Source organism: Pseudonocardia sp., assembly GCF_035305885.1.
Taxonomy (GTDB): Bacteria; Actinomycetota; Actinomycetes; order Mycobacteriales; family Pseudonocardiaceae; genus Pseudonocardia.
In genome coordinates this window covers 1-26,879 of the sequence record NZ_DATGOP010000144.1, presented here as the reverse complement: position 1 = coordinate 26,879, position 26,879 = coordinate 1, and the positions used below count along the sequence as shown (strand labels likewise).

General features: G+C 74.6%; 21 protein-coding genes and 1 pseudogene. 13 read left to right on the top strand and 9 right to left on the bottom strand.

Features of this window, described 5'->3' with window-relative positions; all coding sequences use genetic code 11:
• The 3 genes and pseudogenes from VKZ81_RS32355 to VKZ81_RS32345 all read right to left on the bottom strand — a co-directional run.
• Positions 1-934, bottom strand: a pseudogene (locus VKZ81_RS32355) (hypothetical protein); the annotation flags it as partial.
• A gap of 829 nt (positions 935-1,763) precedes the next feature.
• Entirely contained in the window at positions 1,764-2,006 is a 243-nt protein-coding gene (locus VKZ81_RS32350; RefSeq protein WP_324245555.1) for a hypothetical protein, read from the bottom strand.
• A gap of 413 nt (positions 2,007-2,419) precedes the next feature.
• A complete protein-coding gene (locus tag VKZ81_RS32345; RefSeq protein ID WP_324245554.1) occupies positions 2,420-3,040 on the bottom strand; it encodes a PadR family transcriptional regulator in 621 nt (206 codons plus the stop codon).
• Positions 3,041-3,097: 57 nt separating this feature from the next.
• On the opposite strand from VKZ81_RS32345, the gene VKZ81_RS32340 reads away from it, so the two are divergent.
• Positions 3,098-3,946, top strand: a complete 849-nt coding sequence (locus tag VKZ81_RS32340) for a class I SAM-dependent methyltransferase (RefSeq protein WP_324245553.1) — start codon at positions 3,098-3,100, stop codon at positions 3,944-3,946.
• A 111-nt stretch (positions 3,947-4,057) separates the two neighbouring features.
• Here VKZ81_RS32340 and VKZ81_RS32335 read toward each other — a convergent pair whose 3' ends face one another.
• On the bottom strand, positions 4,058-5,743 hold the full coding sequence (locus VKZ81_RS32335) for a hypothetical protein (RefSeq protein WP_324245552.1): 1,686 nt from the start codon (positions 5,741-5,743) through the stop codon (positions 4,058-4,060).
• Between the two features lie 524 nt (positions 5,744-6,267).
• Between VKZ81_RS32335 and VKZ81_RS32330 the strand changes: the two genes are divergently transcribed.
• The 3 genes from VKZ81_RS32330 to VKZ81_RS32320 all read left to right on the top strand — a co-directional run bounded on the left by VKZ81_RS32330 (position 6,268) and on the right by VKZ81_RS32320 (position 10,849).
• Entirely contained in the window at positions 6,268-6,987 is a 720-nt protein-coding gene (locus tag VKZ81_RS32330) for a YwaF family protein (protein WP_324245551.1), read from the top strand.
• A gap of 133 nt (positions 6,988-7,120) precedes the next feature.
• Entirely contained in the window at positions 7,121-9,481 is a 2,361-nt protein-coding gene (locus VKZ81_RS32325) for an AAA domain-containing protein (RefSeq protein ID WP_324245550.1), read from the top strand.
• A 105-nt stretch (positions 9,482-9,586) separates the two neighbouring features.
• Positions 9,587-10,849: a YeeE/YedE family protein gene (locus VKZ81_RS32320; RefSeq protein WP_324245549.1), complete on the top strand. Its 1,263-nt coding sequence runs from the start codon at positions 9,587-9,589 to the stop codon at positions 10,847-10,849.
• A 9-nt stretch (positions 10,850-10,858) separates the two neighbouring features.
• Here the strand turns inward: VKZ81_RS32320 and VKZ81_RS32315 are convergent, their stop codons facing one another.
• Positions 10,859-12,487 carry a DHA2 family efflux MFS transporter permease subunit gene (locus tag VKZ81_RS32315; protein WP_324245548.1) on the bottom strand — a complete coding sequence of 543 codons (1,629 nt, stop codon included), beginning with the start codon at positions 12,485-12,487 and terminating at the stop codon, positions 10,859-10,861.
• Between the two features lie 138 nt (positions 12,488-12,625).
• On the opposite strand from VKZ81_RS32315, the gene VKZ81_RS35300 reads away from it, so the two are divergent.
• Positions 12,626-13,582, top strand: a complete 957-nt coding sequence (locus VKZ81_RS35300; RefSeq protein ID WP_414709533.1) for a transposase — start codon at positions 12,626-12,628, stop codon at positions 13,580-13,582.
• Between the two features lie 10 nt (positions 13,583-13,592).
• On the opposite strand, the gene VKZ81_RS32300 is transcribed toward VKZ81_RS35300, so the two are convergent.
• The gene (locus VKZ81_RS32300) at positions 13,593-14,159 is read right to left on the bottom strand and encodes a CGNR zinc finger domain-containing protein (protein ID WP_324245547.1); all 567 of its coding nucleotides are present in this window, start codon (positions 14,157-14,159) and stop codon (positions 13,593-13,595) included.
• 61 nt (positions 14,160-14,220) lie between these two features.
• Here VKZ81_RS32300 and VKZ81_RS32295 point away from each other — a divergent pair, with 61 nt between their 5' ends.
• The gene (locus VKZ81_RS32295) at positions 14,221-15,048 is read left to right on the top strand and encodes an alpha/beta fold hydrolase (protein ID WP_324245546.1); all 828 of its coding nucleotides are present in this window, start codon (positions 14,221-14,223) and stop codon (positions 15,046-15,048) included.
• Here VKZ81_RS32295 and VKZ81_RS32290 read toward each other — a convergent pair.
• Together VKZ81_RS32290 and VKZ81_RS32285 are read right to left on the bottom strand one after the other, a co-directional pair.
• Entirely contained in the window at positions 15,045-16,079 is a 1,035-nt protein-coding gene (locus VKZ81_RS32290) for a methyltransferase (RefSeq protein ID WP_324245545.1), read from the bottom strand. The two genes, VKZ81_RS32295 and VKZ81_RS32290, sit on opposite strands and share 4 nt — an antisense overlap.
• A gap of 11 nt (positions 16,080-16,090) precedes the next feature.
• Complete coding sequence (locus VKZ81_RS32285) at positions 16,091-16,708, bottom strand: carboxymuconolactone decarboxylase family protein (RefSeq protein WP_324245544.1); 618 nt, start codon at positions 16,706-16,708, stop codon at positions 16,091-16,093.
• 158 nt (positions 16,709-16,866) lie between these two features.
• Between VKZ81_RS32285 and VKZ81_RS32280 the strand changes: the two genes are divergently transcribed.
• From VKZ81_RS32280 to VKZ81_RS32270, 3 genes are all read left to right on the top strand, one after another.
• On the top strand, positions 16,867-17,205 hold the full coding sequence (locus VKZ81_RS32280) for a winged helix-turn-helix transcriptional regulator (protein ID WP_324245543.1): 339 nt from the start codon (positions 16,867-16,869) through the stop codon (positions 17,203-17,205).
• 167 nt (positions 17,206-17,372) lie between these two features.
• Positions 17,373-17,522: a hypothetical protein gene (locus VKZ81_RS32275; RefSeq protein ID WP_324245542.1), complete on the top strand. Its 150-nt coding sequence runs from the start codon at positions 17,373-17,375 to the stop codon at positions 17,520-17,522.
• The gene (locus VKZ81_RS32270) at positions 17,519-20,302 is read left to right on the top strand and encodes an MFS transporter (protein ID WP_324245541.1); all 2,784 of its coding nucleotides are present in this window, start codon (positions 17,519-17,521) and stop codon (positions 20,300-20,302) included. The genes VKZ81_RS32275 and VKZ81_RS32270 overlap by 4 nt, the downstream gene beginning before the upstream one ends.
• 15 nt (positions 20,303-20,317) lie before the next feature.
• Here VKZ81_RS32270 and VKZ81_RS32265 read toward each other — a convergent pair whose 3' ends face one another.
• Complete coding sequence (locus tag VKZ81_RS32265) at positions 20,318-20,692, bottom strand: VOC family protein (protein WP_324245540.1); 375 nt, start codon at positions 20,690-20,692, stop codon at positions 20,318-20,320.
• A 166-nt stretch (positions 20,693-20,858) separates the two neighbouring features.
• Between VKZ81_RS32265 and VKZ81_RS32260 the strand changes: the two genes are divergently transcribed.
• From VKZ81_RS32260 to VKZ81_RS32245, 4 genes are all read left to right on the top strand, one after another.
• Positions 20,859-22,016, top strand: coding sequence for a metallophosphoesterase family protein (locus VKZ81_RS32260; protein WP_324245539.1), 1,158 nt, complete (start codon positions 20,859-20,861; stop codon positions 22,014-22,016).
• On the top strand, positions 22,016-25,411 hold the full coding sequence (locus VKZ81_RS32255; protein WP_324245538.1) for an SMC family ATPase: 3,396 nt from the start codon (positions 22,016-22,018) through the stop codon (positions 25,409-25,411). The genes VKZ81_RS32260 and VKZ81_RS32255 overlap by 1 nt, the downstream gene beginning before the upstream one ends.
• Positions 25,408-26,358, top strand: coding sequence for a hypothetical protein (locus VKZ81_RS32250; RefSeq protein WP_324245537.1), 951 nt, complete (start codon positions 25,408-25,410; stop codon positions 26,356-26,358). Before VKZ81_RS32255 ends, VKZ81_RS32250 begins: the two co-directional genes overlap by 4 nt.
• Positions 26,359-26,433: 75 nt before the next feature.
• Positions 26,434-26,879 (top strand): bifunctional nuclease family protein (locus tag VKZ81_RS32245; protein WP_414709534.1); only part of this gene is annotated, 446 nt, incomplete at its 3' end.

Below are 26,879 nucleotides of genomic sequence, written 5' to 3'. Positions count from 1 at the left end.
CCGAGGAGCTGATGTCGGCGAAGAGCGCCCGCGCCGAAGCCGCCAAAGCGCTGACCGCGTGCTCGAACGCGTAGATGCCCGGCTGTGTGGAGTCAGAGATCCAATCGAGGCGCCGGCCGTGGCAGACGCGGCAGCGGCAGGTCCACATCGCTAAGTCGGGGGCTGCCGTGACCCCAGCGTCGATCTTGTCCAGGTTGACGTAGCGAAGCAACGCCGGAACCAGCGTGGAGACAGGGGGCTGGCCTCCGCGGCCGCCCCGTGGGCCGGTGCGTGCCGGATAGATGTGTCGCAAAGCCGGGTAGTCGCCAACCGAGACCGCGGCGGCGCCGTGCGCCAACCCGCCGAGAATCGACGTGTCGCTGCGCAGGACCGCGACCGGCACCTCGGCGCTCAGCACATTGATCAGGCCGTCGACGGCGCCCGCTTCACCCAACGGATCGCGTTCGTGCTCAAGCATGATCGCTACCGGGGTTCCGATGCGGTTCAACGCCGCCACCAACGCGTCGGCCCTATTGGTCAGCCAGCTCACGGCCAAGGGAAGCGCAGCGAGCACCCCCTTGCTTCGTGCCTGGGCTCGGTCGTGAGCGGTGGCCGATTGGGTGAGTATTGTGCGCAGCCCTTCGACGTCACCGTCGGCGACGTAGCCGGAGTCGGTGAGCGCCCAGGTCAATTCGCGATGCTGATGATTCAGCCAGCTCTGATCGATGCCTTCTCGGGCGCGCTTGCGTCGCGCCGATCCGGTGTAGAGCGCGGCGTCGAGAAGGATGTCTGCTCGCGGAGACCGAAGGCGGGTCTGCATCACGCACGCCGTGGCCACTGCCGGCCGTGTTCTGTCGGACGGCATCGTGTAGATCACCCCGATGCCGTCCTCGTCAAGGAGTTCGCGGATTGCGGCCAGCCCGGCGGGTGGTGCCCCGGTGTTGGGTCGGTGCACCGTGTGTACGAACAATCCCGACGGTAGGCCGGCAAGCGGGCGGGCGGCGGCTATACGTCTTGCCTCCGATCGGTCACCCTCGCTCGACGGTGCCCCACTGCCGGCCTTCACCGGTTCGGTGCTACTAAGGCGTGTGCGTGCAGGAACACCCGTCACCTCCCGGCAAAGTGACAACGCTGCCACAAACGGTAACAAAAGGGTTTCGTCTTGTGGAGGTGTTCGAGCGACGTGCTCACGGAGCCGCCCCGCCCCAAGGGGGGAGGGTGCGACCTCGAACTAATGGTCGACTTGCTTTATCGGCGAGATCGGCAGTCGGCTCGTGGACGCAGGCCGCTCGCCGGCGACAGAGGCCGTTCGAAGCACCAGCCTTCGAACTGGACCACCACGCCCGGTGCCCAACCGCCGATCCGAGGTGCTAGCCGGGTACGGGGTCGGATCGTCGGACTAGCGCTCGACCCGCCTCGGCGTCTCCTCGGCCGCTTTCGGCAGCGGTGAGCGTGGTCATCTGGCCGCGGGCCATGGCGCGTACATGGAACTCGGAAAGCATTGAGCGGATGTCGGCGGCGGTGTCCATCCGCCTGGCCAGGTGGTCCTCGTACCGCTCGGCGAGCTCCGTCATCGATGAGGCCGAACGGGTCGTTCGGCTCGTGGAACCCCTCGTTCGCGATGTGCCGAGCAGTGCGGTACGGCGTTTGCACCCCCTCGGCGAGCTTGTTCGCCTCGTTCCAGCAGAGCAGGGGGATCGGCCACCCGAGGCTCGTCTCGCCGAGCATCTCCATCGACGGGATGAGCAGGAGCGGATCGCGGACGTTCTCCTCCTGTTCGAACGTCACCTCGCCGGGTCGCGCACGGCCACCTCGCCGATGAGGGGTCGGAGCTTCTCGATGCACCGCAGGCAACGCTCTTCGAAGTCGCTGCCGCGGAGCTGGTCCGGGGTGTCCACCAGGGCAGTGACCTCGCGATATCGGCGCAGGACGGTGCTCATCAGGTGGTCGAAGTGCCACTGTCGGGCGCAGAGGTGCACGAAGTTGGTCAGGTGCACGCGCAGGGCGCGGTCGGACGACGAGTGCACGAGCTCCCGTTCCGCGTTCTGGAGCTCACGAACGCGCCGTCGCACACCCGCCGGCCGCATGCTTGGAATTGCGCGGTAGACGCCCACGCCGTACGCGCGCTCGCCGACGAGATCCGGGCGAGCTACGCACCGGAACAGCTCGACACCGGTGTGCGCGACCGACGGTCGTCCACCTCCCCGACGGCTTCCGCACCGTCACGCTTCCCGGCGAGCAGGTGTTCGAGCCCTACCGGAGCTTCCGGCTCATCGACGCGGTCGCCCTGGCGCGGTCTTTCGTCTTCACCTCTCGTGGGACGAGGACGGCGGGGACGCGACACGGTTTTCGTCATGCCGCTCGATCGCCGGGACGTGGAGCTCGACGTCGACGAGGAGTCCGCGGTGACGAACTTCCTGAGCGACCGACCGACCGACCGCTACCACTCCGCTCGCCGCACCACCCGCTCCAACTCCGCCTGGTCGGGCACGGCCCGGGCCGGGTCGTCGGGCCAGCGTTCGACCTGCTCGGCCGCCCAGTCCGCCCACTCGGCGACCATCCGGTAGTACTCGGTGAGGAACGCGCCCACGAGCATGTTCTGCGCGGCCCGGTGCTGGAACGGGCCGCGGCCGTCGCGGTAGGCGCGGGCGGCGGCGACGTTCTCCTCGTTGCGTTCTCGGGCCCAGGCGCGGGCGGCCGCGATCGTGGCGAGCGCGTCGGCCTTGGTGCCGTGCTCGGCGAAGGAGACCTTGAGCAGCTGCTCGGACTCGAGCACCGGCCCGGCGCCCGGGGACCTCAGCCATTCCGCGAGCGTCTTCCGACCGGCCTCGGTGATCGAGTAGACGGTGCGCGGCCGCTTGCCCACGCGCTGGGTCGTCGCCTCCGCGAGCCCGTGCTCGACCAGTTTCTTCGGCTCCTCGTACAGCTTGCTCCGCGCGCGGGGCCAGAAGCGGCCGAGGCTGCGGTCCATCTGCCGGGTCAGCTCGTAGGTGCTCCACGGTTGCACCGCGAGCAGGCCGAGGATCGCGTACGACGTCGTCGTGAGCCGGCCCCTTGACACGTCATCCCCTCGGGAGTACCCACTAATGGTCCCATTGGGAGTATAGGGAGGCGTGCCATGGTCAGCACGCACCACGTCGACCCCGCGAACGCCGAGCAGGCCCGGGCGTGGGACGGGACCGAGGGCGCGTACTGGGCGGCCCACGCCGAGCGGTTCGAGCCGGCGCTCACCGACTACGAGGACGCGTTCTTCGCGGCCGCGGCCATCGCGCCCACCGACCGCGTCCTCGACATCGGCTGCGGCACGGGTGTCAGCACCCGCGCCGTAGCCCGCCGCGCCAGCGCCGGGGCGGTGCTCGGGGTCGATCTCTCCTCGGCGATGCTCGAGGTGGCGGCCGCGGCGGTCGAGCGCGAGGGCCTGGGGAACGTGGCGTTCGTGCAGGCCGACGCGCAGGTCCACCCGTTCGACGCGGGGGCCTTCGACGTCGCGATCAGCCGGACGGGCGCGATGTTCTTCGGCGACCCGCCCGCCGCGTTCGCCAACATCGCCAGGGCGCTGCGGCCCGGTGGGCGGCTGGCGCTGCTCGTCTGGCAGCCGTTCGAGCGCAACGAGTGGATGGTGGAGATCATGGGCGCCTTGACCGCCGGCCGGGGGCTCGCTCCGCCTCCGCCCGACGCGCCGGGGCCGTTCTCGATGGGCGACCCCGACCGCGTGCGCTCGATCCTGACCTCGTCCGGGTTCGCCGACGTGGAGGTCTCCGGGTTGGAGGAGCGGATCTACTTCGGGACCGACCCGGACGACGCCCACCGCTTCGTCTCCGGTCTCCTGGCGTGGCGGCTCGAGGAGCTCGACGACGCGGCCCGCGCTTGCGCGCTGGACGCCCTGCACCGCACGATGCGCGCCCACCACACACCCGTGGGCGTCGCCCTCGGATCCGCCGCCTGGCTCGTCACCGCGCACACGTAGGTCCGCCGCAGCGGCCTGCGGACCCGGTGGCGGAGGGGGCCATCCGGTCGCGGGCGGCGCCCGTAGAGCCAGGCTGCTGCGGATTCGGACCGCTCCCCGCTGACGTCGCGATCAGGTCGACCGGCTCCTGAGCTTCATCAGCGCCTTGCGCGCGACCTTGGCGACGGACGGGTCCGGGTGGTGCCCGGCGACCGCGTCGAGCACGTCGGCGAGCCGGGGGTGGTCGAGCCACGAGATCCCGTCGATGATCCCGACGCCACCGTCGGGCGCCCCGTTGCCGAGGACGGAGACGACCTCCTCGGGGCCCGCCATGTCCAGGCCGACGGCGAGGAAGTCGACGAGGCCCGCCGCGAGCCGAGCGGGGTCCACCGACCCCGGGTCGATCGCGCCCTTGTCGATCAACCACTGGAGGACGAGGCCGCCGTGCGGGCCGTCGACGTGCGGCCGGAGGACGTCCGCGGCGTGGTCGGCGGCGAACCGGCCGACCAGGGCGATGCCGATCATCGCGGTGACCGTGTCCCGGTGCGCCGCGAGGCCCTCCGCGGCGAGCTCCGCGGCGGCGGCCCGCCGGTCGGGCCGCGCCGCCAGCCACTGGTCGACGTCGCGCTGCAGCTCCTCGTCGCCGAGGTGGCGGAACAGGTCGACGATGTCGGTGACGTCGGCGCCCGCGGGCTCGGGGCGGATCGGCACGTCGAAGCCGGCCTGTCGCAGCAGCTCGACCGCGACCGGCACCCCGGCGGCGGTGAGCGCGACGTTCTGCGGGCCGGGGCCGAGCACGCCCAGCTCGTGCAGCTCGTCGAGCTGCCCGTAGGCGAGCTCGGCGACGGCCGAGGTCACGAACTCCGACAGCCCCGGCGCGACGGCCTCCACGAAGCTGCCGACCATCTCGTCGACGACGCCCGGCTCGACGCCTTCGCTCCCGTGCCGCAGCAGCTCGACGAGCAGCGCGATCGTCCACGTGTGCGCGACGGTGTCGAACTCGGCGAACGAGCCGAGGAACGACTCCCGCGGCCCCGCGGCCACGGCGGCGAGCGCCACCTTCTCGTGCGCCGCGCACTCGTCGAGGCCCGCGAACCGGTCTACCCCGACCAGCCTGCTGCCGCGCCTGCGCACGGCCCCGCCCTCCACCGCGAGGTGGACCAGCCGGTCCAGCCCGGGCAGCTGCCGAGCCGACCGGATACCCGTCGCGTCATCGCCGGTGTCGAGCGCCGCGACGAGGTGGCGGGCGTCGGCGAGCTGCAGGTTGCCGTTCGAGGTCAGCGGCCGCCCGGGCGGGGCGCAGTACTCGGCCAAGCCACGCAGCTTCTGCATCACCGGCGCTGCGCGGGCCGCGGCCCGCCGCTCGTCCTCGGCCGGGATCCGCACCGGTGGGATCTGCGGGACCTCGGCGTCGCCCGCCCCGAACGCGGGGGCGCCCATCGCGCGGACGAAGTCGTCGGCGTTGCGCTCGCAGTGCTCCCGGACGGCGGCCGGCGCGGCGCTGCCCGGCGCGAGCAGGCCGGTCTCGGCGAGGTACTCCACGAACGCCGCCACGGAGACCGGGATCTCGGCGCAGGTCTCGGGCGGCGCGAGTACCTTGCGCGGGCACCACTCGAGCAGGAACTCGTCCACGTCGCGGACCGACCAGTGGTCGAGCCTGCCGTCGGCGTAGCCCCACTTCCAGTCCATCAGCAGGCCCGCGTCGTTCGGGTCGCCGGGGACGGCGTGGTCGTCGAGCCACTGCGCGAACCCCTCGCCGAGCTCGTCGCGCCTCCGGTGGTAGGCGTCCTCGTCCTGCGCGCCGAACGTCATCCGCATCGCGGCAGTGTTCCGCACGACGGGCCGAAAAGCAGCCCGGCGTGCACTTGTGGATAACTTCGCCCGCTCGGGCGCGGACCGTCCGGGCTCCCGGGCATCGTCGGTGCCATGACGAACCTCATCGACGGCCGCCACTTCGACCGCCACGTCGACGACCACTTCCAGGGCAGCGAGGACCTGTTCGACGAACGCTACGACCGGGACACCGGCGACGTCTCCGCCCGCTTCGGAGGCCGCCCGCCGGCGCTGGTCCTCTCGCCCGAGCAGCGGGTGGCGCTCGCGCGCGTGCTCCTGTCCGCCGACCGCGACCCGACGCTGCGGGTGGCGCGCGGGTGGGCGAGCCAGGCAAGCACGGGCCTCGGCTGGTACCGGCTTGGACGCCAGTGCAGGCGTGGCGGCGGCTTCTGCGATGGCGAGGCGCTGATGAACGTGCTCCCCGACGGGGCCGACCGGTTGGACGGCGCCGACGCGACCGGGCCGGGTCGAGCGCGCGGCCGTGCGCGGGCTGTGCCTAATGTGAGGCGGTGGAGCGGTCGTTCGCGGCCTACGGCGTCTCGCACTGGGTGGTGCTGGGCGTGCTGTCCGCCGGGGTGGGTGTGCTCGCCTGGTTCGGGGGCCGGTACCGGGGCCGCCCCGGCGTGGAGCGGCTGGGGCGGGTGTTCGCCGTGGTGCTGGTCGCCTTCCACGTCCCGATCCAGGTCTACGACCTCACGCCCGCGCGTTTCGACATCGAGCACTCGCTGCCGTTCCAGGTCTCCGACCTGTCCTGGATGGCGGCCGCCGTCGCGCTGTGGTTCCGGAAGGAGTGGGCGTATGCGTTGACCTACTACTGGGGGCTCACCCTCGTCCCTCAGGCGCTGCTCACGCCGGCGCTGAACGGGCCGGAGTTCCCGAGCATCGACTTCATCAGCTTCTGGGGACAGCACCTGCTGGTCGTGTGGGCCACGGTCTACCTGACCTGGTGGCTCGGGCTGCGCCCGAGCTGGCGGGGCTTCGGCCTCGCGGCGGTGGTGACCGTCTGTTGGGGCCTGGTGATGCTGGGCTTCAACGCGGTGGCCGGCACGAATTACCTGTTCGTGAGCCGCAAGCCCGACAACCCGTCCCTGCTCGACCTCATGGGGGACTGGCCCTGGTATCTGGGGGTCGAGCTGGTCGTCGGGCTGGCCGCGTGGGCGCTCCTGACCTGGCCGTGGACCCGCGGGGCGCGGGCTGGGGCCCGCACGGTGGAGCCCGCCGCGGAGTAGTCCTCCCGGCGGTTCCGGGGTCGCCCGTGTGGCGGACGTCGCGCTAGATCACGTATCAGGCTCGGTATCGCCCGAATCGCTCTCCGTGACCGATCGCCGGTGGTTCAATCGATCGGGTTTCACGAACGGGGGGGTGCATTTGGGCGCGGACTGGTCGACGGACGTCATCGCGGACGTCGAGCGGTGGAGCGCCGAGGACGGTGCGGACGGGTGCCCGGCGGCGTGGGTGCACCTGGGCGTGGCCGACCCCCGCGAGGACGGCCTGCTCGCGCTCGGCGGGCGCGACCTGCGCGTGGACGTCCGCGACCCGTGTCTGTCCGGGGAGAAGGGGCCGGAACACGAGCAGTGCTACCCGGTCGAGGCGGTGCACGACGAGGACGGTCTGCTCGTGCTGCGCCCGCCGTCGGACTTGCCCGAGCGCAGCCGGCACGTGTGGGTGCGCACGGCGCCGGTGCTCGACGGCCTGCTCGACGGCTTGCGCGTCGCGGGGGAGGCGCCGCTCGCGCGGGCGCTGGCGGAGCGGCGGCTCGGTGCGGCGCCGTCGGCGGGCGCGGCCGGGCAGGCCGGCGACCAGCCCGATCCGGTGCGGGGGTGCCTCGGACCCGGGCTGCGCGTGGTCTGGGCACCACCGGGCTCGGCGCACGCGCTCGCCCGCGCGGTCGCGGCGCTGGTCGACGACGGCAAGCGGGTGCTGCTGGTCGCGCCGTCGGAGGCCGCGGTCGACGACGCGGTGCGCGTTGTCGCTCGGCGGATGGCGGCGCGGGACGTCGCAGTGGTCCGGGTCGGGGCCGAGCCGCCGCTCGCCGCCGCGCAGGTCACGTGCGACGCGGAGGCGGAGCGGGCTGCGGCCGCTGCGGAGTCGGCGGAGGTCGATCCGGCCGGCGGTGCGGTGCGTGCTGGCGCCCGGCGGGCGGCGTCGGGGGATGGCGTCGTGGTCCGGGTCGGGGGTGGCTCGGGGCAGCCGCCCGCGGCGGCGTTGGGTGTGGTGGACGGGGAGAACGCTGCGCTTGCGGCGGAGCCGGCGGAGGTCGATCCGGCCGGCGGTGCGGTGCGTGCTGGCGCCCGGCGGGCGGCGTCGGGGGATGGCGTCGTGGTTCGGGGTGGGGCCGAGCCGGGGCGGCCGGTCGCGGAGGGCGAGGTCGATGAGGAGGGGGTTGCGGCTGCGGCGGAGTCGGCGGAGGTCGATCCGGTCGGCGGTGCGGTGTGCGGCGTCGTCGGGCGGGTGCCGCCGGGGGACGGCGTCGTGCGGGGCGGCGGCGAGCCCGAGCGGCCCGCCGCCGCGGCGGCAGCACCCCCGGTGGAGGAGGAGCGCGCGGCGGTCGCGGCGGAGCTCGCGGAGCTCGACGCGATCGACACCGAGATCGGGCGGCTCGAGGCGGAGCTCGCCGACTTCGACGAGGAGGCCTACCGCGCCACCGTGGCCCGGGTGGCCGCGGAGCGCGACCTCGCCGACCTGCGCCCGCGCCTGCGGGCGGCCGAGGCCGCGGCCGAGGACGCCCGCCGGGCGGTGGTCGCCGCGACCACCGAGCTGAGGGAGGCGCTGGACGCGCAGGCCGGGCTCGTCGAGGTGCGTGAGGCGTTCGAGGCCGAGCGCCGGGCCGTCGAGGGGCTCGCCGTGCTCGAGCAGCGGCAGCGGGCGCTGATCCAGGGGCGGGCCGCGCTCGAGGAGGCGGGGCGGGGCAGCGGGTGGCGCGGGCGTCGCCGGCTCCGCCGCCAGGTCGCCGCCGCCGAGGCCGAGCTGGTCCGGTTCACAGCGGTGGTGGCGGCGGGGCGGCGCCGCTGGCTGGACGTCCGGCTGCGGGCGCGGGCGGTGATCGGCGAGCGCACCTGGGCCGACGTCGAGGCGGCCGACGAGCGGGCCGCGGCCGCAGCGCGCGCCGTCACCCACGCCGACGAGGCCTACCGGCGGGCCCGCGAGCTGCTGGTCGGGATCCGGCGCGCGGTCGAGGAGGCGGAGGCGTGGGGGCAGGCGACGGACGAGGACCGGCGGCTCGTCGCCCGCAGGCTGCTGCATCGCCGGGCGCGGCTGCGCGAGCTGACCGAGCGGCGCGAGAGGGCCGCGGCCCGGCGGCAGGCGCTCGCCGCCCGGCCGGCCGAGCTCGACCAGCGGGCTGGTGCCGAGGAGGCGCGGCTCGTCGGGCAGGCCCGGGTGGTCGCGACGACCCTCGCCCGGGCGCGGTTGCACCCGGCGCTGACGAGCGCCGAGTTCGACGCCGTCCTCGTCGACGGGGCGGGCGTCGCCGCGCTGCCCGAGGTCCTGGTCGCGCTGTGCGGGGCGACCGAGACGGCCGTGCTGTTCGGGCACACCCCGCTCACCGGTTTCGCGACGGGCTTCTCGCACCTGGGGATCGTGTCGGCCGCCGACGCCGCGGCTCGTGAGGGCTGCGTGGTGCTGCCGGACGTCGGCATCCCGGAGCAACGTGCCTGCACCGGAACCGTCCTGGCTCACAACCCCCTGCTCATCGGCGGAGAAGAAGTTAGCCTGGACAAGTGATCCTCACGCGTCGGCGGCACGTCGACCACTGCACGCAGCGCGCCGCGGCCTGTCGCAACTGACGACAGACCGCCGCTGCCCCTGCGTTCTCCCCGAGGTTTCGTCATGGCGACCACTGCCCCTGTTCGCTCGTTCCTCTCGCCCGCGCCCACGTGCGCGGCCCCGCCCGTCCCCGACCCAGCCGCCCCGCCGCAGTGGCGTTCGCTCGCGTCGATCGGCGTGCTGGGCGCTGCGCTGGTCACCTACGTCGGGCTCGCCCACGGCGCCCGGCAGGCGGTGTTGCTCGCGCTCGGCGTCGGGCTGGGGGTGGCGCTCTTCCACTCCCGGTTCGGCTTCACCTCGGCGTGGCGCCAGCTCATCGCCGTCGGCAACGGCGCCGGGCTGCGGGCGCACGCCGTGCTGCTGGGGACGACGGCCACGCTGTTCGCGCTGATCATCGGCACGGGCACCGGCCTGTTCGGGTCGGAACCCTCCCCGTCGGCCGGGCCGATCGGGGTCGGGCTCGTGCTGGGCGCGTTCTTGTTCGGGCTCGGCATGCAGCTCGGCGGCGCGTGCGCCTCCGGCACGCTGTTCGCGGTCGGTTCCGGGCAGAGCACGATCGTGCTCACGATGTTCGGCTTCATCGCGGGCTCGGTGCTCTACACCTGGGCCTACCCGCTGGTCGCCGACCTGCCGGCGCTGCCGGCGGTCGTGCTGGCCGACCACATCGGCTGGTTCGGGTCGTGGGTGGTGACGATCGCGGCGCTGGTCGCCGTCGTCGCGGTCACCCGGGCCGTGCAGGCCCGCCGCAACCCGCCGCCCACCGGCGTCCCGCCGACGGCGCGGGGCGCGGCCCGGATCCTGCGCGGCTCGTGGCCGATGTGGGTCGGCGCGGTGGCGCTGGCCGTGCTCGGCGCGGGCGTGCTGCTGGTCTCGGGTGGCGCATGGGGCGTCACGAGCGCGTTCGCGCTGTGGGGCGCCAAGGCGCTGCAGGCGATCGGCCTGCACCCGGAGACGTGGGCCTACTGGCAGCAGCCCGCCCAGGCGAAGGCGCTCGCCGGCCCGGTGCTCGCCGACAAGACCTCGCTCACCAACATCGGGATCATGATCGGTGCGGCCGTGGCGGCCACCGCGGGCGGAGCGTGGGTGGTGCACCGCTCGATCCCGTGGCGCACGGCGCTCGCCGCGGTGCTCGGCGGCATCGTCATGGGCGTCGGGGCCCGCTTGGCCAGCGGCTGCAACATCGGCGCGTACCTCGCCGGCATCGCGTCGGGCAGTCTGTCCGGCTGGATCTGGGGCCTCGCCGCGCTCGCCGGGACGTGGGTCGGCCTGCGCGCGAGGAGCGCGTTCGGGCTGGCCAACCCGAAGCCGTCGGACTCGGTCTGCTGATCCGGTTCGTCAGTGCGCCATCGGGCGGTCGGCGCCGCCCGATGGCTTCCCCGAGCGCAGGAACAGGGCGAGGACCACGCCGGCCAGCGTGAGCGAGCCGGCGATGAAGAACCCGCTGCTGTAGGCCGCGGCCTGCACCTGCGCGGCGACCTCCTGGTACAGCGACACCAGCCCGGTGGGTCCCTGCTGCTGCAGCTCGGTGAGCTGCGTGTTCGACCCGGCCTCGAGCAGGCTGGACCGGTCGGCGAGGAACTGCGCGCTGTTGTCCTGGATCAGCGCGGTCATCATGGCCAGGCCCAGCGCCGAGCTCACCCGCTGGGTGAGGGTGTTGAACGCGCTGCCGCTGTCGGAGACCTGCCGCGGGAGGACCGACAGCCCGCCGGTCATGATCGGCATCATGCCCAGGGCCATCCCGACGGCCATGACGACCATCCCGAGGATGAGCTCGCCACGGGTGATGTCGACGTTGATCCGCGACAGCAGCAGGATGCCGGTGCCGACCAGCGCGAGCCCGACGGCGGCGGGCCAGCGCGCCCCGATCTTGTCGTAGAGCAGGCCGGCGAACGGCATGAGCAGCGCCATCGCGACGGCCTGCGGCAACAGGGTCAGGCCGGTGTTCAGCGGCGTCCAGCCCTGCGCGTCCTGCAGGAACGACGGGACGTAGAACAGCACCGCGAACAGCCCGATCGACATCGCGCTGATCAGCAGGAGCGAGTTGACGTACGGCCAGTACCGGAACACCCGCACGTCCAGGACGGGGTGCTCGACGTGCAGCTCGACCACGATGAACAACGCCATGAAGACGGCCGCGGCGAGGAACAGCATCACGGTGCGGTAGTCGCTCCAGCCCCAGTTGTCCCCCTCCTCGAGCGCGAGCAGCAGGGAGAACAGGCTGGTGGCGATGCAGCCGAACCCGACGAAGTCGAACGGCCTGCTCTTCTCGGCCGGGAACCGCGTCAGCCAGATCGCGGCCGCGATCGCGCCGAGCACCCCGACCGGCACGTTGATCAGGAAGATCATGCGCCAGTTCGTGTGCTCGACGAGGTACCCGCCGAGCGTCGGGCCGATGCCCGGCGCGACCACGATGCCGAGCCCGTACATGCCCATCGCGGCGCCGAGCCGCTCCTTGGGCACGATGCGGAACAGGATCGTCATGCACGTGACCGGCAGGACGCCGCCCGGGATGGCCTGCAGGATCCGGAACCCGATCAGCGCGCCCAGCCCGTTGGCGATGGCGCACAGCAGCGACGCGATCGTGAACAGCACGATCAGCGCGACGTAGAGGCGCTTGAGCCCGAACCGGGCGCCGAGCCACGCGCTGGCGGGCACCATGACGCCCTCGGTGAGGCTGTAGGCGGTGCTGATCCACTGGATCTCCTCGATGCTCGCGCCGAGGTCCCTGCGGATCGAGGGGATCGCGACGTTCACGATGCTCAGGTCGAGCACCGACATGAACATGCCGGTGATCAGCACGGCGAGCGGGAGGCCCCAGCCCGTCGCCGGGGGAGCGGGTGGTTCCGGAGGGGCCGAGGGCTCGGCAGGCCGGGCCGGTCGGGCGCCGTTCGTGCGTCGCCCGTCCGCCGAGGCGTCGGCGGGGACGTCCGCGCGCACGAGCTCGTCGTCCAGCGACTTGGTCATGAACTAGCCCCTCGAGACCAACAGGTGGGTGCCGCGCGACGCTGCCCGACGGAAGGCGGGGTCCTCCCCGGAGAACTGCGGACACTGTACTCGCGTAACCGGAGGGGTCGCCACGTTTTGTCGATATAATCACGGCCGATGACCGCCCCTCCCGCCGGCAGGCCCGGGATGCGCAGCGACGCCCGCCGCAACCGGCGCCGCCTGCTGGAATCCGCCCGGGAGGTGATGCGCGAGCAGGGCCTCGACGCCTCGCTGGGGGAGATCGCGCGGCGGGCGGGGGTGGGCAACGCCACGCTCTACCGCCACTTCCCCACCCGGGAGGCGCTGTACGAGGCGGTCTTCGTCGAGTACGGCGGCGACCTGGAGGCGATCCGCGAGCGCGTGCTCGCCATCCCCGACGCGTGGGCGGCGTTGCGGGCGTGGCTCGAGGAGACCGGCACCGCCTTCGCCGGCGACAAGGCGTTCGCCGACGCGGTCACCCGCGGGATGGGCCAGTCGCCCGCGCTCACCGCGCTCTGCACGCGTGCGCTCGACCTCACCGAGACCCTGTTCCGCAACGCCCAGCGCCAGGGCGTCGTCCGGCCCGACGCCGATTTCACCGATCTCGTGGTCGTCCTGTACTCGCTGCAGCGGGTCGTCGCCGCGACCGCGCCGGTCGCCCCCGACGCGTGGCGGCGCCACCTCGCGATCGCGCTGGACGGCCTGCGGGCCCGGGAGGGTAGCGCGCTGCCGCCGGTGGCGATCACGCTCGACCAGCTCGTCGCGATCGGGGAGCTGCCGCAGGTCCACACGCCCGCCGGGCGCGCCCCCGCCGGCGAGCCGGCCGTCCCCGCGGCGGCTGAGCCCGGTCGGGCGATCAGCGACGAGCTGTGGGAGCTCATCGAGCCGGCGCTGCCCCCCGCGGGTCGGAGGGGACGGCCCGGGCGCGACCACCGCCAGGCCCTCGAGGCGATCTTCTGGCGCTACCGCACCGGCTGCGCGTGGCGCGACCTGCCGGCCGAGTTCGGCCCGTGGCAGGCGCTGTGGCGGCGCCACCGCCGGTGGGCCGCCGAGGGCGTCTACCACCGGATCGTGCAGCGCCTGGCTCAGATCTAGCGGACCAGGGTCACCGCGCAGCGGTGCGGCGGGCGTGGTGGCGGCTCACCTTGGTCCGGTTCCCGCAGCGGCGCATCGAGCACCACTGCCGGTTGCGGGCCGGGGAGCGGTCGAGGAAGCGCAAGCCGCACCGCTCGTGCGCGCAGATCCGCACCTGCCCGAGCGCCCCGGCGGCGACCAGCGCCACCGCGTCTGCCGCGACGAGGGCGAGCGCGCGGTCCGCACCGTCGGCCGCGGGCGGGACGTCCGCGTGCAGCCGGCCGTCGGCGTCCAGCCGCAGGCGGGCGGGTGGCGGCACCGCGCGCCGGGCCCACCCGTCGACGACGGCGACGTCCTCGGCGCGCGGCTGGGCGGCGCGCAGCACCCGGTCGACCGCCTCGCGCAGCTCGCGCGCCGCGGCGAGCAGATGCGCGTCGACCTCGACCGGGTGGTCGACCAGCTGGGCCGCGTGCAGCCACTCGGCGAGGTCGGCGGGGGTGGCGAGCAGCTCGCGCGGGCTTGCCGACCAGCGGTCCCGCAGCGTGTTGACCAGGTCGAGGCAGGGCCTGCCCCCGTGCCAGATCCAGTCCTGCCGCATGCGGCCATCCTCCTGCTAGCTTCTAACCACCTTAGATGGTTAGGAGGCGGGAGTGGGGAGAGTGACCGTCGTCGACGGGCTGCGCGTGCACTACGAGATCGCGGGGTCGGGTCCGCCCGTCGTGCTCCTGCACGGCTGGCCGCAGACCTCGCACTGCTGGCGCCACGTCCTGCCGCGGCTCGCCGAGCGCCACACCGTGATCGCGCCGGACCTGCGTGGCTACGGCTTGACCGACAAGCCGGTCGGCGGCTACGACAAGCGCACGATGGCCGCCGACGTGAGCGGCCTGGTCCGGGCGCTGGGGTTCGATCAGGTGGCGGTGGTCGGGCACGACCGGGGTGCGCGGGTGGCGCACCGGTGGGCCCTCGACCGCCCCGACGAGGTCGACCGGCTCGTCCTGCTGGACATCGTCCCGACGCGGGCGATGTTCCGCGGCGACACGACCGTCGCCCGCGGCTACTGGCACTGGCTGTTCCACCTGCAGCCCGACCTGCCGGAGCTCTTGGTCGGCGATCGCGTCGAGGAGTACCTGCGGTGGTTCTTCGAGCGGTGGACGCTGCACCGCGCGGCCGTCGAGGACGCCGTCGACCACTACGTCGCCGCGTTCCGGCGTCCGGGTGCCCTGCGGGCGGGCTTCGACGACTACCGGGCCACGTTCCCCGACGACGTGGCGCACGACGACGAGGACGCCGAACGCGGGCACCGGCTGCGTGCGCCGCTGCTCGTGCTGTGGGGCGAGGCGGGCCTGCCCGCGGGGCTCCCCGTGGTGGAGATCTGGCGGGAGTACGCCGACGACGTGCGGGGTGAGGCCCTGCCCGGGTGCGGGCACTTCGTGCCGGAGGAGCGGCCCGACCTGCTGGTCGAGCACCTCTCGGGGTTCCTGCGCTAGGCCGGCTTGCGGGCGAGCAGCACGCCCCGGTCGCCCGCGGTCGGCCGGTGCTCGACGTCGACGAACCCGACGCGCTCGGCCATCTCGGCCAGCTCGCGCACCGACCAGCACTTGCCCGGCGTGGAGTGCATCAGCAGCACCGAGTACTCGGCCACCGGGAGCGGGCCGCGCTTGTCCGCGTCGATGTGGGTGTCGTGGTCGAGCAGCCACCCGCCGGGGGCGAGCGCCGCGAACGACGCCGCCATGAGCCGCTCCACCCGCGGGGCGTCCCAGTCGTGCAGGACGTGCGAGTACAGGTGTGCGTCGAACCCGGTGGGCAGCGGGTCGGTGAACATGTCGCCGGTGATGACGTCGATGCGCTCGGCGAGCCCGCGCGCTCGCAGGAGGGTGCGCGCGGCCGCGTCGACCGGCTCCCGCTCGAACACCGCGGCCCGGGCGGCGCCGCGGTCGGCGAGCACGGCGGCCGCGTAGACGCCGGAGCTGCCCGCGACGTCGAGCAGCGCCGCGATCTCCAGGTCGCCGACGGCGGCGGCGAGCGCGGGCGCGAGGAAGGCGCCCCGCGCGTCCATGGCCGCGGTGATCCGTTCGGCGAAGGCCGGGTCGTCGAGGCGGCCCGACCAGTCCTGGTCGGCGCCCGCGCCTGCGCTCGCCCACGCCGCGGACGTGCCGGTGCGCAGCACGTGCGCGAGCTCGCGGGCGGCGGGCCGCTCGGCCAGCGAGCCGTAGTAGGCGCGCAGGTCGTACGGGGATCCCGCCGCGAGGTGCGCGCGGCCCAGGTCGGTGAGCTCGATCCGGTCGTCGGCGTCGAGGTCGCGTTCGACGAGGCCGAGGGCGGCGCAGTAGGTCAGCAGCACGTCGGCGGGCCGTTCGGCGAGCCCCAGCTTCGCGCACAGCTCGGCGGCGGGGACCGGGCCGTGCGCCGCCAACCAGGTGAAGAGGTCCAGCTCCGCGACGGCGGCGATGAGGAGGTCGCCCGCGTAGACGCCGTCGCGCACCCGGTAGAGGACGGTCGGGTCCGGGACGTCGATCACGACCGTCGACGTTAACCGGTGGCCGCGCGCAGCTGTGCGTAGCGCCGCTTGAGGGCCCGGTCCTTGTTGATCGGGTTCTGCGCCTCGTCCGGCTCGATCCCGGCGGCCACGGCGATGCGGTTCATCCGGCCGAGCATGCGGACCAGGTGGGCGATCCGGGCCTCGTCGGCGTCGACCGGCCGGGTCAGACCCGCAGCGAGCGCGAGGGTGCGCTCCACCCACATCGTCTCGGCGTGCAGCCCGGCCTCCTGCAGCACGCCGCGCAGCCGCTTGCCCAGCTCGCGCGACGGCAGGTCGCGCCACCCGGCGAGGGTGCGGGCGTCGACGGGGAACAGGCGCCCGTGGTCGCGCAGATAGATCAGCTCGAGCGCGTAGGCGTGGCCGTAGGCGCAGTAGGTGCAGCCGTTGTGCAGCGAGATCGCGACGGCGGCCAGGTGCGTGCGCACGGGGCCGAGCACGTGCAGGGTCCACAGCAGGCGGGGCATGTTGGCCGCGAACCACGCCAGCGAGCGCCAAGGCCCCAACGTGCCGACGATGTGCGGGAGCATGCGCGGCGCGAAGCCCCACATCACCCGGCACATGGCCTGCAGCGTCCGGGTGACGATCCGCTCGGCCTCGCCGTGCGCCATCCGAACTCCTCACGACAGGTGATCGGTAGGTTACCGAACGACAGGCGCCGCAGGTAGAGGTCGTCCATGGTCGTTTGCTGAGGTCAGCGGCGCGCACCCTCAAGTCGATCTTCGACTTACCTGTCGTAAGTGCACTTACGATTCGTTGGTCTGCTCGCGTGGACGCCACCGACGCCGCGTTCTGTCCGCGCTACCACAAGGCCGTCGAGGTCGTCGGCAGGCGGTGGACCGGCGCGATCCTGCGCGCGATGCTGCTCGACGTCACCCGGTTCGCCGACCTGCGCGACGTCGTCCCGGGCCTGTCCGACCGGATGCTCAGCGAGCGGCTCGAGGAGCTGCAGGAGGAAGGCATCGTCGAACGGGTCGTCCACGCCGAGACGCCGGTGCGCGTCGAGTACCGGCTGACCGAGAAGGGGCGCGAGCTGCACGACGCGGTCTACGCCCTGAGCCGGTGGGCCGATCGCTGGATCCCGCTGGAGGAGACGGCATCCACCTGATCCACCTCCCCACCTGACCCCAACACCGTGACCGCCGACGGGGAGTCCCCCGCCGGCTGAGCGCACCCGTCCCTGCAACCCGCCGGGCCGCGCGGGTCGATCCGTGCTGCCCGGAGAACGGAGCCCGGCATGTCAGCGACGACCCACGAGACCGAGCGCCCGACGCCGTGGATGTGGTTCGGCTCCTCACCGTCTCGGTCGGCATCTTCGCCATGATCACCGCGGAGCGGCTGCCCGTCGGTCTGCTCCCGGCGATCGCGGCCGAGCTGGGCGTGTCCACCGGCACCGCGGGCCAGACCGTCACCGCCCCGGGGTGATCGCCGCGTTCGCGTCCATCCTCGTGCCGCTGCTGGTCGGCCGGCTGGACCGGTGCGTGCTGCTCGCCGTCCTGCTCGCGGTGATGGCGGCGGCGAGCCTGGTCTCGGCGCTCGCCCCCGCGTACGGGGTGCTCATCGGCTCGCGGGTGCTCGTCGGGATCACGATCGGCGGGTTCTGGGCGATCGCGGGGAGCCTGGCGATGCGGCTCGTCCCCGGCCCGTCCGTCCCGCGGGCGATGGTGCTGGTCTTCGGCGGGGTGAGCGTGGCGGCGGTGCTCGGCGTGCCGGCCGGGACGATCCTCGGCGATTGGCTGGGGTGGCGCGCGGCGTTCGGCGCGCTCGCGGCGCTGTCGGCCGCCGTCCTCGTCGCGGCGCTCGTGTTCCGGCCCCGCCTGCCCGCCGCTGAGCCGGTGCGCCCGCGCGCCGTGGTGGCCCAGCTGCGCAACCCCGCGCTGGTGGCGGGCATCGTCGCCACCGCACTGCTGGTGACGGGCCACTACGGCGCCTACACGTTCGTCAGCTCTGCGCTGCTCGACATCTCCGGGGTCGCCGGGGCGCTCATCGGCGTGCTCCTGCTGGGCTACGGCGTGCTGGGGCTGGTGGGCAACCTGCTCGCCGGGCCGCGGGCGGCGCGCGTACCCGGGCGCGTGGCGGCGGTGATCGGCGTCGGCATCGGCGCGACCCTCGCCCTGTTCCCGCTGGTGGGCGCGACCCCGTGGGGCGGGGCGGCGCTGCTTCTGGTGTGGGGCCTGGCCTACGGCGGGGCGCCCGTGACGCTGCAGACCTGGGTGATGGCGGCCGCGGCTTCGTGTTCAACCTCGCGATCGCGCTCGGCGCCGCGGCGGGCGGCGTGGTGGTGGACGCACCGGGCGTGCCCAGCGTGCCGTGCTGTGGTTCGCCGCGGTGCTGGTGCTGCTCGTCCTGGTGACGGTGCGGCGGGCGCCCGCCACGCCGGGCGGCCTGTCGCGGTCGTGACCGGACCGGTCGCTATGGTCGACGAGCCCGGGAAGGCCTGCGAGCACGCGGAGGCACCAGTGACAGCGCCGGACGCATCCGCCCCCGCCGTCGGCCGCGTGGTCGGCACGGAGGACTCCACACCGCTGCAGTTCAGCGTTGCCCTCGCGCCCGAGCAGTACCTGCAGCTCGACGACGTCGTGGTCACCGTCCGCCCGGTCCCGGGGATCGGGCCGGTGCTGACCGCGGGCGTCGTCACGGAGGTGCGGGCGCGGCACGAGGGCGCGACGTTCGGCTCCGACGTCTTCCTGATCGCCGACGGCGTGCTGCCCGCCCAGGTGCAGGAGATCGCCGAGGTGACCACCACGCGGGTGGAGCCGGAGTGCTACGTCCCGCCGACGCCCGGGTCGATCGCCACCCGCGCCACCGGCGAGGAGCGGGCGCGGGCGCTGTACTTCGACCAGATGGACCTCAAGGTCCCGGTCGGGCTCGGCCGCGACGGCGACCCGATCTACCTCAACCTCGAGTTCCTCGACGGCACCCGCGGCGGGCACGTCTCGATCAGCGGCATCTCCGGCGTCGCGACCAAGACCAGCTTCGCGCTGTTCCTGCTCTACTCGATCTTCCGCAGCGGCGTGCTCGGGCGCCGCTCGGTCAACGCGAAGGCGCTGGTGTTCAGCGTCAAGGGCGAGGACCTGCTGTTCCTCGACCACGCCAACACCAAGCTCGACGAGGACCTGGTGTCGGCCTACGCGACGCTGGGGCTGCCCGCGGGGCCGTTCCCGTCCGCCGGGTTCTTCGCCCCGCCCACCCCCGACGACCTGTCGGGCCGCCCGTACGTCTCCGGGCGCACCAGCGGGGTCAGCGCGTTCTGGTGGACGCTCGCCGAATTCTGCGCCGAGGAGCTCCTGCCCTACGTCTTCGCCGACGCCGAGGACGAGCGCAACCAGTACACGATGGTGATCCACCAGGTCGCGGGCCGGCTGCGCCGGGAGGCGACGCCGGTGGGCGACGGCGGGGTCCTCATCGGCGGGCAGGTGCTGCGCACCTACGACGACCTGGTCGAGTTCATCTCCGACCGCCTCACCGACGAGGACGAGCGGCGCGACTGGGCGGGCCCGGTCACCGGCACCGGCACGATCAACGCGTTCCTGCGCCGGCTGCGCTCGAGCCTCAAGCCGCTGCGCACGATCGTCCGCGGCGACCTGCCCGACACCCCGGGCCGGCGGGTCAGCACCGACGGCGCGCAGGTGACGGTGGTGGACCTGCACAACCTGCCCGAGCGGGCGCAGCGGTTCGTCGTGGGTGTGGTGCTCGCGTCGGAGACCCGCAAGAAGGAGGCCGCCGGGCCGGGCGGGCTGCTGTTCACGATGCTCGACGAGCTGAACAAGTACGCCCCGCGGGAGGGCTCCAGCCCGATCAAGGAGGTGCTGCTCGACATCGCCGAGCGCGGCCGCTCGCTGGGCATCATCCTGATCGGCGCGCAGCAGACCGCGAGCGAGGTCGAGCGGCGGATCGTGTCCAACTCCTCGGTGAAGGTGGTCGGCCGGCTCGACCCCGCCGAGGCCGGCCGCCCGGAGTACGGGTTCCTGCCGCCGTCGCAGCGGCAGCGCGCCACGCTGGCCAAGCCGGGCACGATGTTCGTCTCGCAGCCGGAGATCCCGGTGCCGCTGGCCGTCGAGTTCCCGTTCCCGGCGTGGGCCACCCGGCTCTCGGAGTCGGCCGGACCGCCGCCCGCGGCCACCAACGGGCACGCGAACCGCGCGTGCGACCCGTTCGCCCGGCTCCCCGCGGCGCCCGCCGACGATGACGACGCGCCGTTCTGACGGGGCGCGGACCCGTCAGATCGTCTCCCAGAGCCCGAGCGTGTTGCCCTCGGGATCGGTGCAGTAGGCGTAGGCGCCCATCCCGGGGACCTCGGTGCGTTCCCGGACCACCTGGCCGCCGGCGGCCTTGACCTGCTCGAGCGCCTGGTCGATCGACTCGACGTCGATGGTCAGCACCGGGGTCGGCGTCTCGCTGCTGCGCGGCACGAGGCCGCCGTTGACCGCCCCGGGCGTGACCGGCATCTGGTTCTCGTCGACCTCGGTGGTCCGGGCGAACGTGTAGTCCATCCCCGGCATGTCCTCCAGCTGCCAGTCGAAGACCGAGCGGTAGAACTCCTTCGCCCGGGCCACGTCATCGGCGGGGATCTCGAAGTGCACGACGCTGCGCATGCGTCGCTTCTACTCCTGTCCGTCCGGCGGGGACAGGTCCGTTCAGCCGGTTGACGCGCCCGACACGCCGGGGTGAGCGCCCTCTCGGCGCACGCGAACGTCTGTTCGGCCGACGCACCGGCGCGCGTCCCCGGCCCCGCCGGGAACCGCCCTTACGATCCGCTCGATGCGACTGCTGCACACGGCCGACTGGCACGTCGGCAAGACGCTCAAGGGCCGCTCGCGGCTCGAGGAGCAGGAGCAGGTGCTCCGCGAGATCGTCGGCATCGCGCGGGAGCACGAGGTCGACGCGGTCCTCGTGGCGGGCGACCTGTACGACACGGCGGCACCGTCGGCCCCGGCCCAGCAGCTGGTCGTGCGCACGCTCATGGGGCTCGCTCGCGACGGCGCCGAGGTCATCGCGATCGCCGGCAACCACGACCACCCCGCCGCGATCGACGCCTATCGGCCGCTCGCGGGCGCCGCGGGCATCACGCTGGTCGGCGCGCCGCGCCCGGCCGCCAGGGGTGGGGTCGTGGAGTTCACCGCGAAGTCGACGGGGGAACGGGGCGTCGTCGCGGTGCTGCCGTTCGTGTCCCAGCGCTACGCGGTGCGCGCCGCCGAGCTGGTGGCCAACACCCCCGCGGAGAACACCGGGGCCTACGACCAGTTCCTGCGCGACATCCTCGCCGCGCTGACCGCCGGGTTCCGCGACGACTCGGTCAACCTGGTGATGGCCCACCTCACCGTGCTCAACGGCGTGTTCGGCGGCGGCGAGCGCGCCGCCCAGTCGATCTTCGAGTACGCGGTGCCCGCCACGATCTTCCCGATCGAGGCGCACTACGTCGCCCTCGGCCACCTGCACCGCCGGCAGCGCATCGACGCACCGTGCCCGGTGCACTACAGCGGCGCGCCGCTGGCGGTCGACTTCGGCGAGCAGGACAACACCCCCGTCGTCTGCCTCGTCGAGGCCTCGCCGGGAACGCCCGCGCAGGTCACCGACATCCCGATCACCTCGGCGCGCAGGCTGCGCACCGTCCGCGGCACGGTCGCCGAGCTGGCGGCGCTCGCCGACGGGGTGGGGGACGACTTCCTGCGCGTCTGGGTGCGCGAGCCGGCCCGCGCCGGGCTGCGCGAGGAGGTGGTGGAGCTGCTGCCCAACGCCCTCGAGGTGCGGATCGACCCCGAGTTCTCCGCGCCCGTCGCCGCACCCCGCCCGTCCGCGGGGCCCGACCGCACGCCCTCGCAGCTGTTCCGGGAGTACCTCGACACCCGCGGGGTCAGCGACCCGCGGGTCGAGCAGCTGTTCGCCCGGCTGCACGACCGCGTGACGGGAGCGAGCTGATGCGCCCGGTCCTGCTGGAGATGACGGGCTTCGGCTCGTTCCGCGAGCCCACCACCGTCGACTTCACCGGCGCCGACTACTTCGCCCTCGTCGGGCCCACCGGCGCGGGCAAGTCCACGGTGATCGACGCGATGACGTTCGCGCTGTACGGGTCGGTGCCGCGCTGGGACAACGCCCGCACCGTCGCGCTCGCGCTCGCGCCCACGATCAACCGCGGCACCGTCCGGCTGGTGTTCGACGTCGGCGGCGACCGCTACGTCGTGGCGCGGGAGCTGCGCCGGGCGGCGAGCGGCGGGGTGTCCGTGCGCGGGGCGCGGCTGGAGAAGCTGCGCGACCCGTCCGGCACCGGCGCCGCCGATGAGGAGAGCGAGCCGCTCGCCGACGGCGCGGGCCCGGTCACCAAGGCCGTCGAGGAGCTGCTCGGGCTGCCGTTCGGCGACTTCTGCACGTGCGTGGTGCTGCCGCAGGGCGAGTTCGCCGAGTTCCTGCACACCGAGCCGCGCAAGCGCCAGGAGAAGCTGGTGCGCATCCTCGGGCTCGGCGTCTACGACGTCATCGCGCGTGAGGCCAACAGCGAGGCCGCGGCCCAGCGCCAGCGCGCCGAGGTGCTCACCGAGCAGCTCGCCGGCTACGCCGACGCCACCGAGGAGGCCGAGCGGGAGGCCGCGGCGCGGGTCGCCGAGCTCGCCGAGCTGGCCGGCCGGGTCGAGGCGGCCGTGCCGGAGCTCGCCGCGGCGTCGGCCGCGCTGGAGTCGGCCGAGGCCGGGGCCGCGCAGCTGCGCGCCGAGCGGGACCGGCTCGCCGCGCTCACCGTGCCCGACGGCCTGGCCGACCTCGACGCCCGGTACCGCAGCGCCACCGAGCAGCGGGCGAAGGCCGCCGAGCGGGCGGCCGAGGCGGAGGCCGCCGACACCGCCGCCCGGGAACGGCTGGCCGCCGCGCCCGCCCGCGGGCCCCTCGAGCAGGCCCGCCGCGACCACGCCGAGCTCGCCGCGATCCGCGCCGAGTTGCCCGGGGTCCGGGAGCGGCACGAGAAGGCCGCCGCCGCGTACACCACCGCGGCGAACGACGCCGCCGACTCCCGCGCCGGAATGGAGGAGGCCCGCACCGCCCGGGACGCCGCCGCCGCGCTGCTCGCCGAGCGGCAGGAGGTCGTGCGCAGGCTCGAAACCGAGCGCGACGCCCTCCGCTCGCTGTCCGTGCCCGCCGGGCTGGACGCGCTGCAGCAGCGCCGCGCCGCCGCCGACGCGGCCCTCGCCGACGCCACCGCGGCGCTCGCCCGCGCCGAGGACGCCGACACCGCCGCCCGGCAGCGGCTGGCCGCCGCGCCCGCCCGCGGCCCCCTCGAACAGGCGCTGCGGGACCGCCGCGAGCTCGAGCGCGCCGAGCGGGAGCGCACCGACGCCGCTGCGCGCGCCGCCGAGGCCGACCGGGTCGCGGCCGCGGCCGCCGAGGCCGTCGCCGAGGCGCGGCACCGGCTCGACCACGCCCAGGAGCGGCACCGGCTCGCGCTGCGCGCCGACCTCGCCGCATCGCTGCGGCCCGCGCTCGCCGTCGGCGACCCCTGCCCGGTGTGCGCGCAGGCCGTGGCCACCCTGCCGCCGCCCGCCGAGCCCGGTGACGATCTCGGTGCGGCCGAGGAGGCCGTCGCCGCGGCGACCCGCGCGCACGACGACGCCCGCGCGCAGGAGGCCACCGCGATCTCCGCGCGCGAGCGCGCCCGCGCCGAGCTGGAGCGGATCGACGCCGACATCGCGCGCCTGCGGTCCGCGCTCGCCGGGGTGCTGCCCGGTGGCGAGCCGGTCGCCGACGACGGCGGGCTGTTCCCGGTGGGCGGCGTCGACCCGGCCGACACCGGCGGCGCCGAACCACCAGCCCCCGCCGACCTGGAAGCGGCGCTCGCCGACCTCGATCGGCTCGGCCGGGCCGCGGAGGAGGCGGCCGAGGGCGTGCGGGCCGCTCGGCGGGCCCGCGACGCGGCCGCCGCGGCCGTGGAGGAGCTGCGCACCGAGGTCGACGAGGCCGCCGCCCGGCTGCGGGCCGCGCGCGACCCGCTCGTGCCGTTCGGCGCCCCGGCCCCGTCCGACACCGACGTGCTCGCCGGCTGGACCGCGCTCGTCGACTGGGCTCGCGCCGAGAGCGACGCCCGAGACGCGGCGCTGCCCGCCGCCCGGGCCGCCGTCGCCGAGGCCGAGGAGCAGCGCGACACGGCCGAGCGGGCGTTCCGCGCCGCCGAGCGCGCCGCCGCCGAGCGGCACCGCGACGAGACCGCCGCTGCGCGGGCCGAGCAGGAGGCGCGCATCGCCGTCGAGACCGCGCAGCGGCGGGTCGCCCAGCTGGAGGCCGCGCTGCGCGACGCCCCGTCGGACACGGAGGCCGCCGAGGCCCTCGGCGGGCTCGACGCGCTGGAGGCCGCGGTGCGCGACGCCGACGCGCGGCTGCGCACCGCCCGCGCCGAGCTGCGCTCCGCGGACCGCACCGCCGTCGAGGTCGCGTCCGAGGTCAAGGCCGCGTGGGACGCGCTGCGCGCCGCGCGCGACCCGCTCGTGCCGCTCGGCGCACCCGCCGTGGGCGGGGACGAGCTGCTCGCCGCCTGGCAGGAGCTCACCGGCTGGGCGCACCGGGAGGCCGAGGCGCGCGCCGCGCGGCTGGCCGACGCCGCCACCGCCACCGAGGACGCCCGCGTGGCCCGCGACGCGATCGAGCGGCGGATCGCCGACGACCTGGCCGCCCACGGGGTGTCCGCGGCCGCCCCGCTGGGCAGCACGGCACCCGCCGCGGTCGCCGCGGCGCTCGCCGGTGCCAAGTCGGCCCAGGAGCGGGTGGCGGAGCGGCGGGCCGCGGCGGAGCGGATCCGCGCCGACCGCGACGAGGCCGAGTCGGCCCAGCAGGTGGCGAAGCTGCTCGGGCACCTGCTGCGCTCCGACGGGTTCCCGCGCTGGCTCGTCGCCTCCGCGCTCGACGCGCTGGTCGCCGACGCGTCGCGCAGCCTCGCCGAGCTGTCCGGGGGCCAGTTCGCGCTCACCCACGAAGGCGGGGAGTTCCTCGTCATCGACCACACCGACGCCGATGCCCGCCGCCCGGTCAAGACCCTCTCCGGCGGGGAGACGTTCCAGGCGAGCCTCGCGCTCGCGCTCGCGCTCTCGGCCCAGATGTCCGGGCTGGCCGCGCACGGCGCCGCCCGCCTGGAGTCGATCTTCCTGGACGAGGGCTTCGGCACCCTGGACGAGGCCAACCTCGAGGTCGTGGCCGGCACCCTGGAGAACCTGGCCGCGCGCGGCGACCGGATGGTCGGCGTGGTCACCCACGTGCCCGCGCTCGCCGAGCGCGTGCCGGTGCGCTACGTGGTGAGCCGCGACCAGCGCACCTCCCGCGTCGTCCGGGAGTCGCTGTGAGGTTCGCCGTCGACCCGTGGGACCCGTCCTACGGCACCAGCCTGGGCACCGAGCTCGGCGAGTCGGCCGCGCAGGTGGCGCTGGACGTCGAGCTGCCTGCCTCGCAGTGGCGGCCGATCGACCCGGACCCCGCGGTCGCCCCGCCCGAGGCCGTGCTGTTCGTCGACGGGGTGCGCCGGGTCGACGCCCAGGTGTGGGTGGAGGACGGCGGCGCCGAGGCGACGCCCGCCCTGTGCGCCTCCTACGCGGCGGGCGTGGTCTGCTGCTGCCGGGAGCGGGGCGCGCACCTGGTCACCGCGGACGTCCGCCGCGGCCTGTTCACCACCGCCGAGTCCGCGGAGGACGTGCGCACCACGGCCGGGACGTACCGGGCCACGCGCACGGCCGCCCACCCGGACGTCGCGCCCGCGCAGCTGCTCAGCCTCGCCGTGCAGCGCGAGCTGGCCGACGCCGAGCTCGCCGCGGCGGCCGCGGCGCGCGGAGGGCACGGCTCGGCCGACGACCTGCTCGTCGTCGACGGCCCGCTGCGCGGCCGCCAGCACCTGCCCCGCGTGATCGGCTTCGTCAAGACCCACCGCAGCGACTACCTGCCGCCGCAGCTGGGTGGGGTGGTCGCCGCGCTGGGCACCGGCCAGCGCACCCCGGTGTTCCGGCTCGGCAGCTCGTGGGAGCGCCACACCTGGTACCTGCGCCTGCCGTGCCGGCCCGGCGCGCCGTGGGCGGGCATCGTGCGGGTGGAGTGCAGCGCCGACCTCGCCCCGGCGGAGGCCGTCGCGCACGCCGCGCGCAGCCAGGTGACCCTGCCCCGGTTCGCCTCCACGGAGTACAAGGACTCCCGCGCGCCGCAGAACCTGTACCCCATCGCGGGCCTGGAACGGGAGCTGCGCAGACGTCTGGGCGAACCCAACCTGTTGTATCGGGCGCTGCGGAGGGCGGCAGCCGCCTGATCGTGGTTGACGCGGCGTGCCCGGCGCGGAAGCGTGGACCCGGGAAATGCCCGGAAGGGGGTCGCCGTGCAGGAGATGCGAGTGGTCGCGCTCGGCAGGGACCCGATGGCCGTCCAGCCGGTGCTGCTGCTGCAGGAGACCGGGGGACGGCGGCGCGTGCTCCCGGTGTGGGTGGGCGTGCCCGAGGCCACGGCCATCGAGCTCGCCCGCCGTCGGGTCGAGCTGCCCCGCCCGCAGACCCACCAGCTGATCCTCGACGTCGTGCGCTCGTTCGGCCGGGAGTTGCAGCTCGTGCGCATCACGATGCTGCGCGACAGCGTCTTCCACGCCGAGCTCGTCTTCGACGGCGACGTGCGGGTGTCGGCTCGGGTGAGCGACGCCGTGGCGATGGCGTTGCACGTCGACGTGCGGATCGAGGCCGCCGACGCCGTGCTCGACGAGGCGGCGGTGGCCGAGGTGGGCGTGGTCGGGCCCGGGGACGAGGACGACGTGATCGGGGAGGTAGAGGGCGGAACCGGGTC

What these genes read in the sequence shown, in the direction of transcription:
- VKZ81_RS35300 (WP_414709533.1), top strand. Translation starts at nt 12,626, where the DNA reads ATGACCGCCCCTCCCGCCGGCAGGCCCGGGATGCGCAGCGACGCCCGC.
- VKZ81_RS32335 (WP_324245552.1), bottom strand. Translation starts at nt 5,743, where the DNA reads ATGCGGATGACGTTCGGCGCGCAGGACGAGGACGCCTACCACCGGAGG.
- VKZ81_RS32285 (WP_324245544.1), bottom strand. Translation starts at nt 16,708, where the DNA reads ATGGCGCACGGCGAGGCCGAGCGGATCGTCACCCGGACGCTGCAGGCC.
- VKZ81_RS32315 (WP_324245548.1), bottom strand. Translation starts at nt 12,487, where the DNA reads ATGACCAAGTCGCTGGACGACGAGCTCGTGCGCGCGGACGTCCCCGCC.
- VKZ81_RS32255 (WP_324245538.1), top strand. Translation starts at nt 22,016, where the DNA reads ATGCGCCCGGTCCTGCTGGAGATGACGGGCTTCGGCTCGTTCCGCGAG.
- VKZ81_RS32265 (WP_324245540.1), bottom strand. Translation starts at nt 20,692, where the DNA reads ATGCGCAGCGTCGTGCACTTCGAGATCCCCGCCGATGACGTGGCCCGG.
- VKZ81_RS32300 (WP_324245547.1), bottom strand. Translation starts at nt 14,159, where the DNA reads ATGCGGCAGGACTGGATCTGGCACGGGGGCAGGCCCTGCCTCGACCTG.
- VKZ81_RS32340 (WP_324245553.1), top strand. Translation starts at nt 3,098, where the DNA reads ATGGTCAGCACGCACCACGTCGACCCCGCGAACGCCGAGCAGGCCCGG.
- VKZ81_RS32320 (WP_324245549.1), top strand. Translation starts at nt 9,587, where the DNA reads ATGGCGACCACTGCCCCTGTTCGCTCGTTCCTCTCGCCCGCGCCCACG.
- VKZ81_RS32260 (WP_324245539.1), top strand. Translation starts at nt 20,859, where the DNA reads ATGCGACTGCTGCACACGGCCGACTGGCACGTCGGCAAGACGCTCAAG.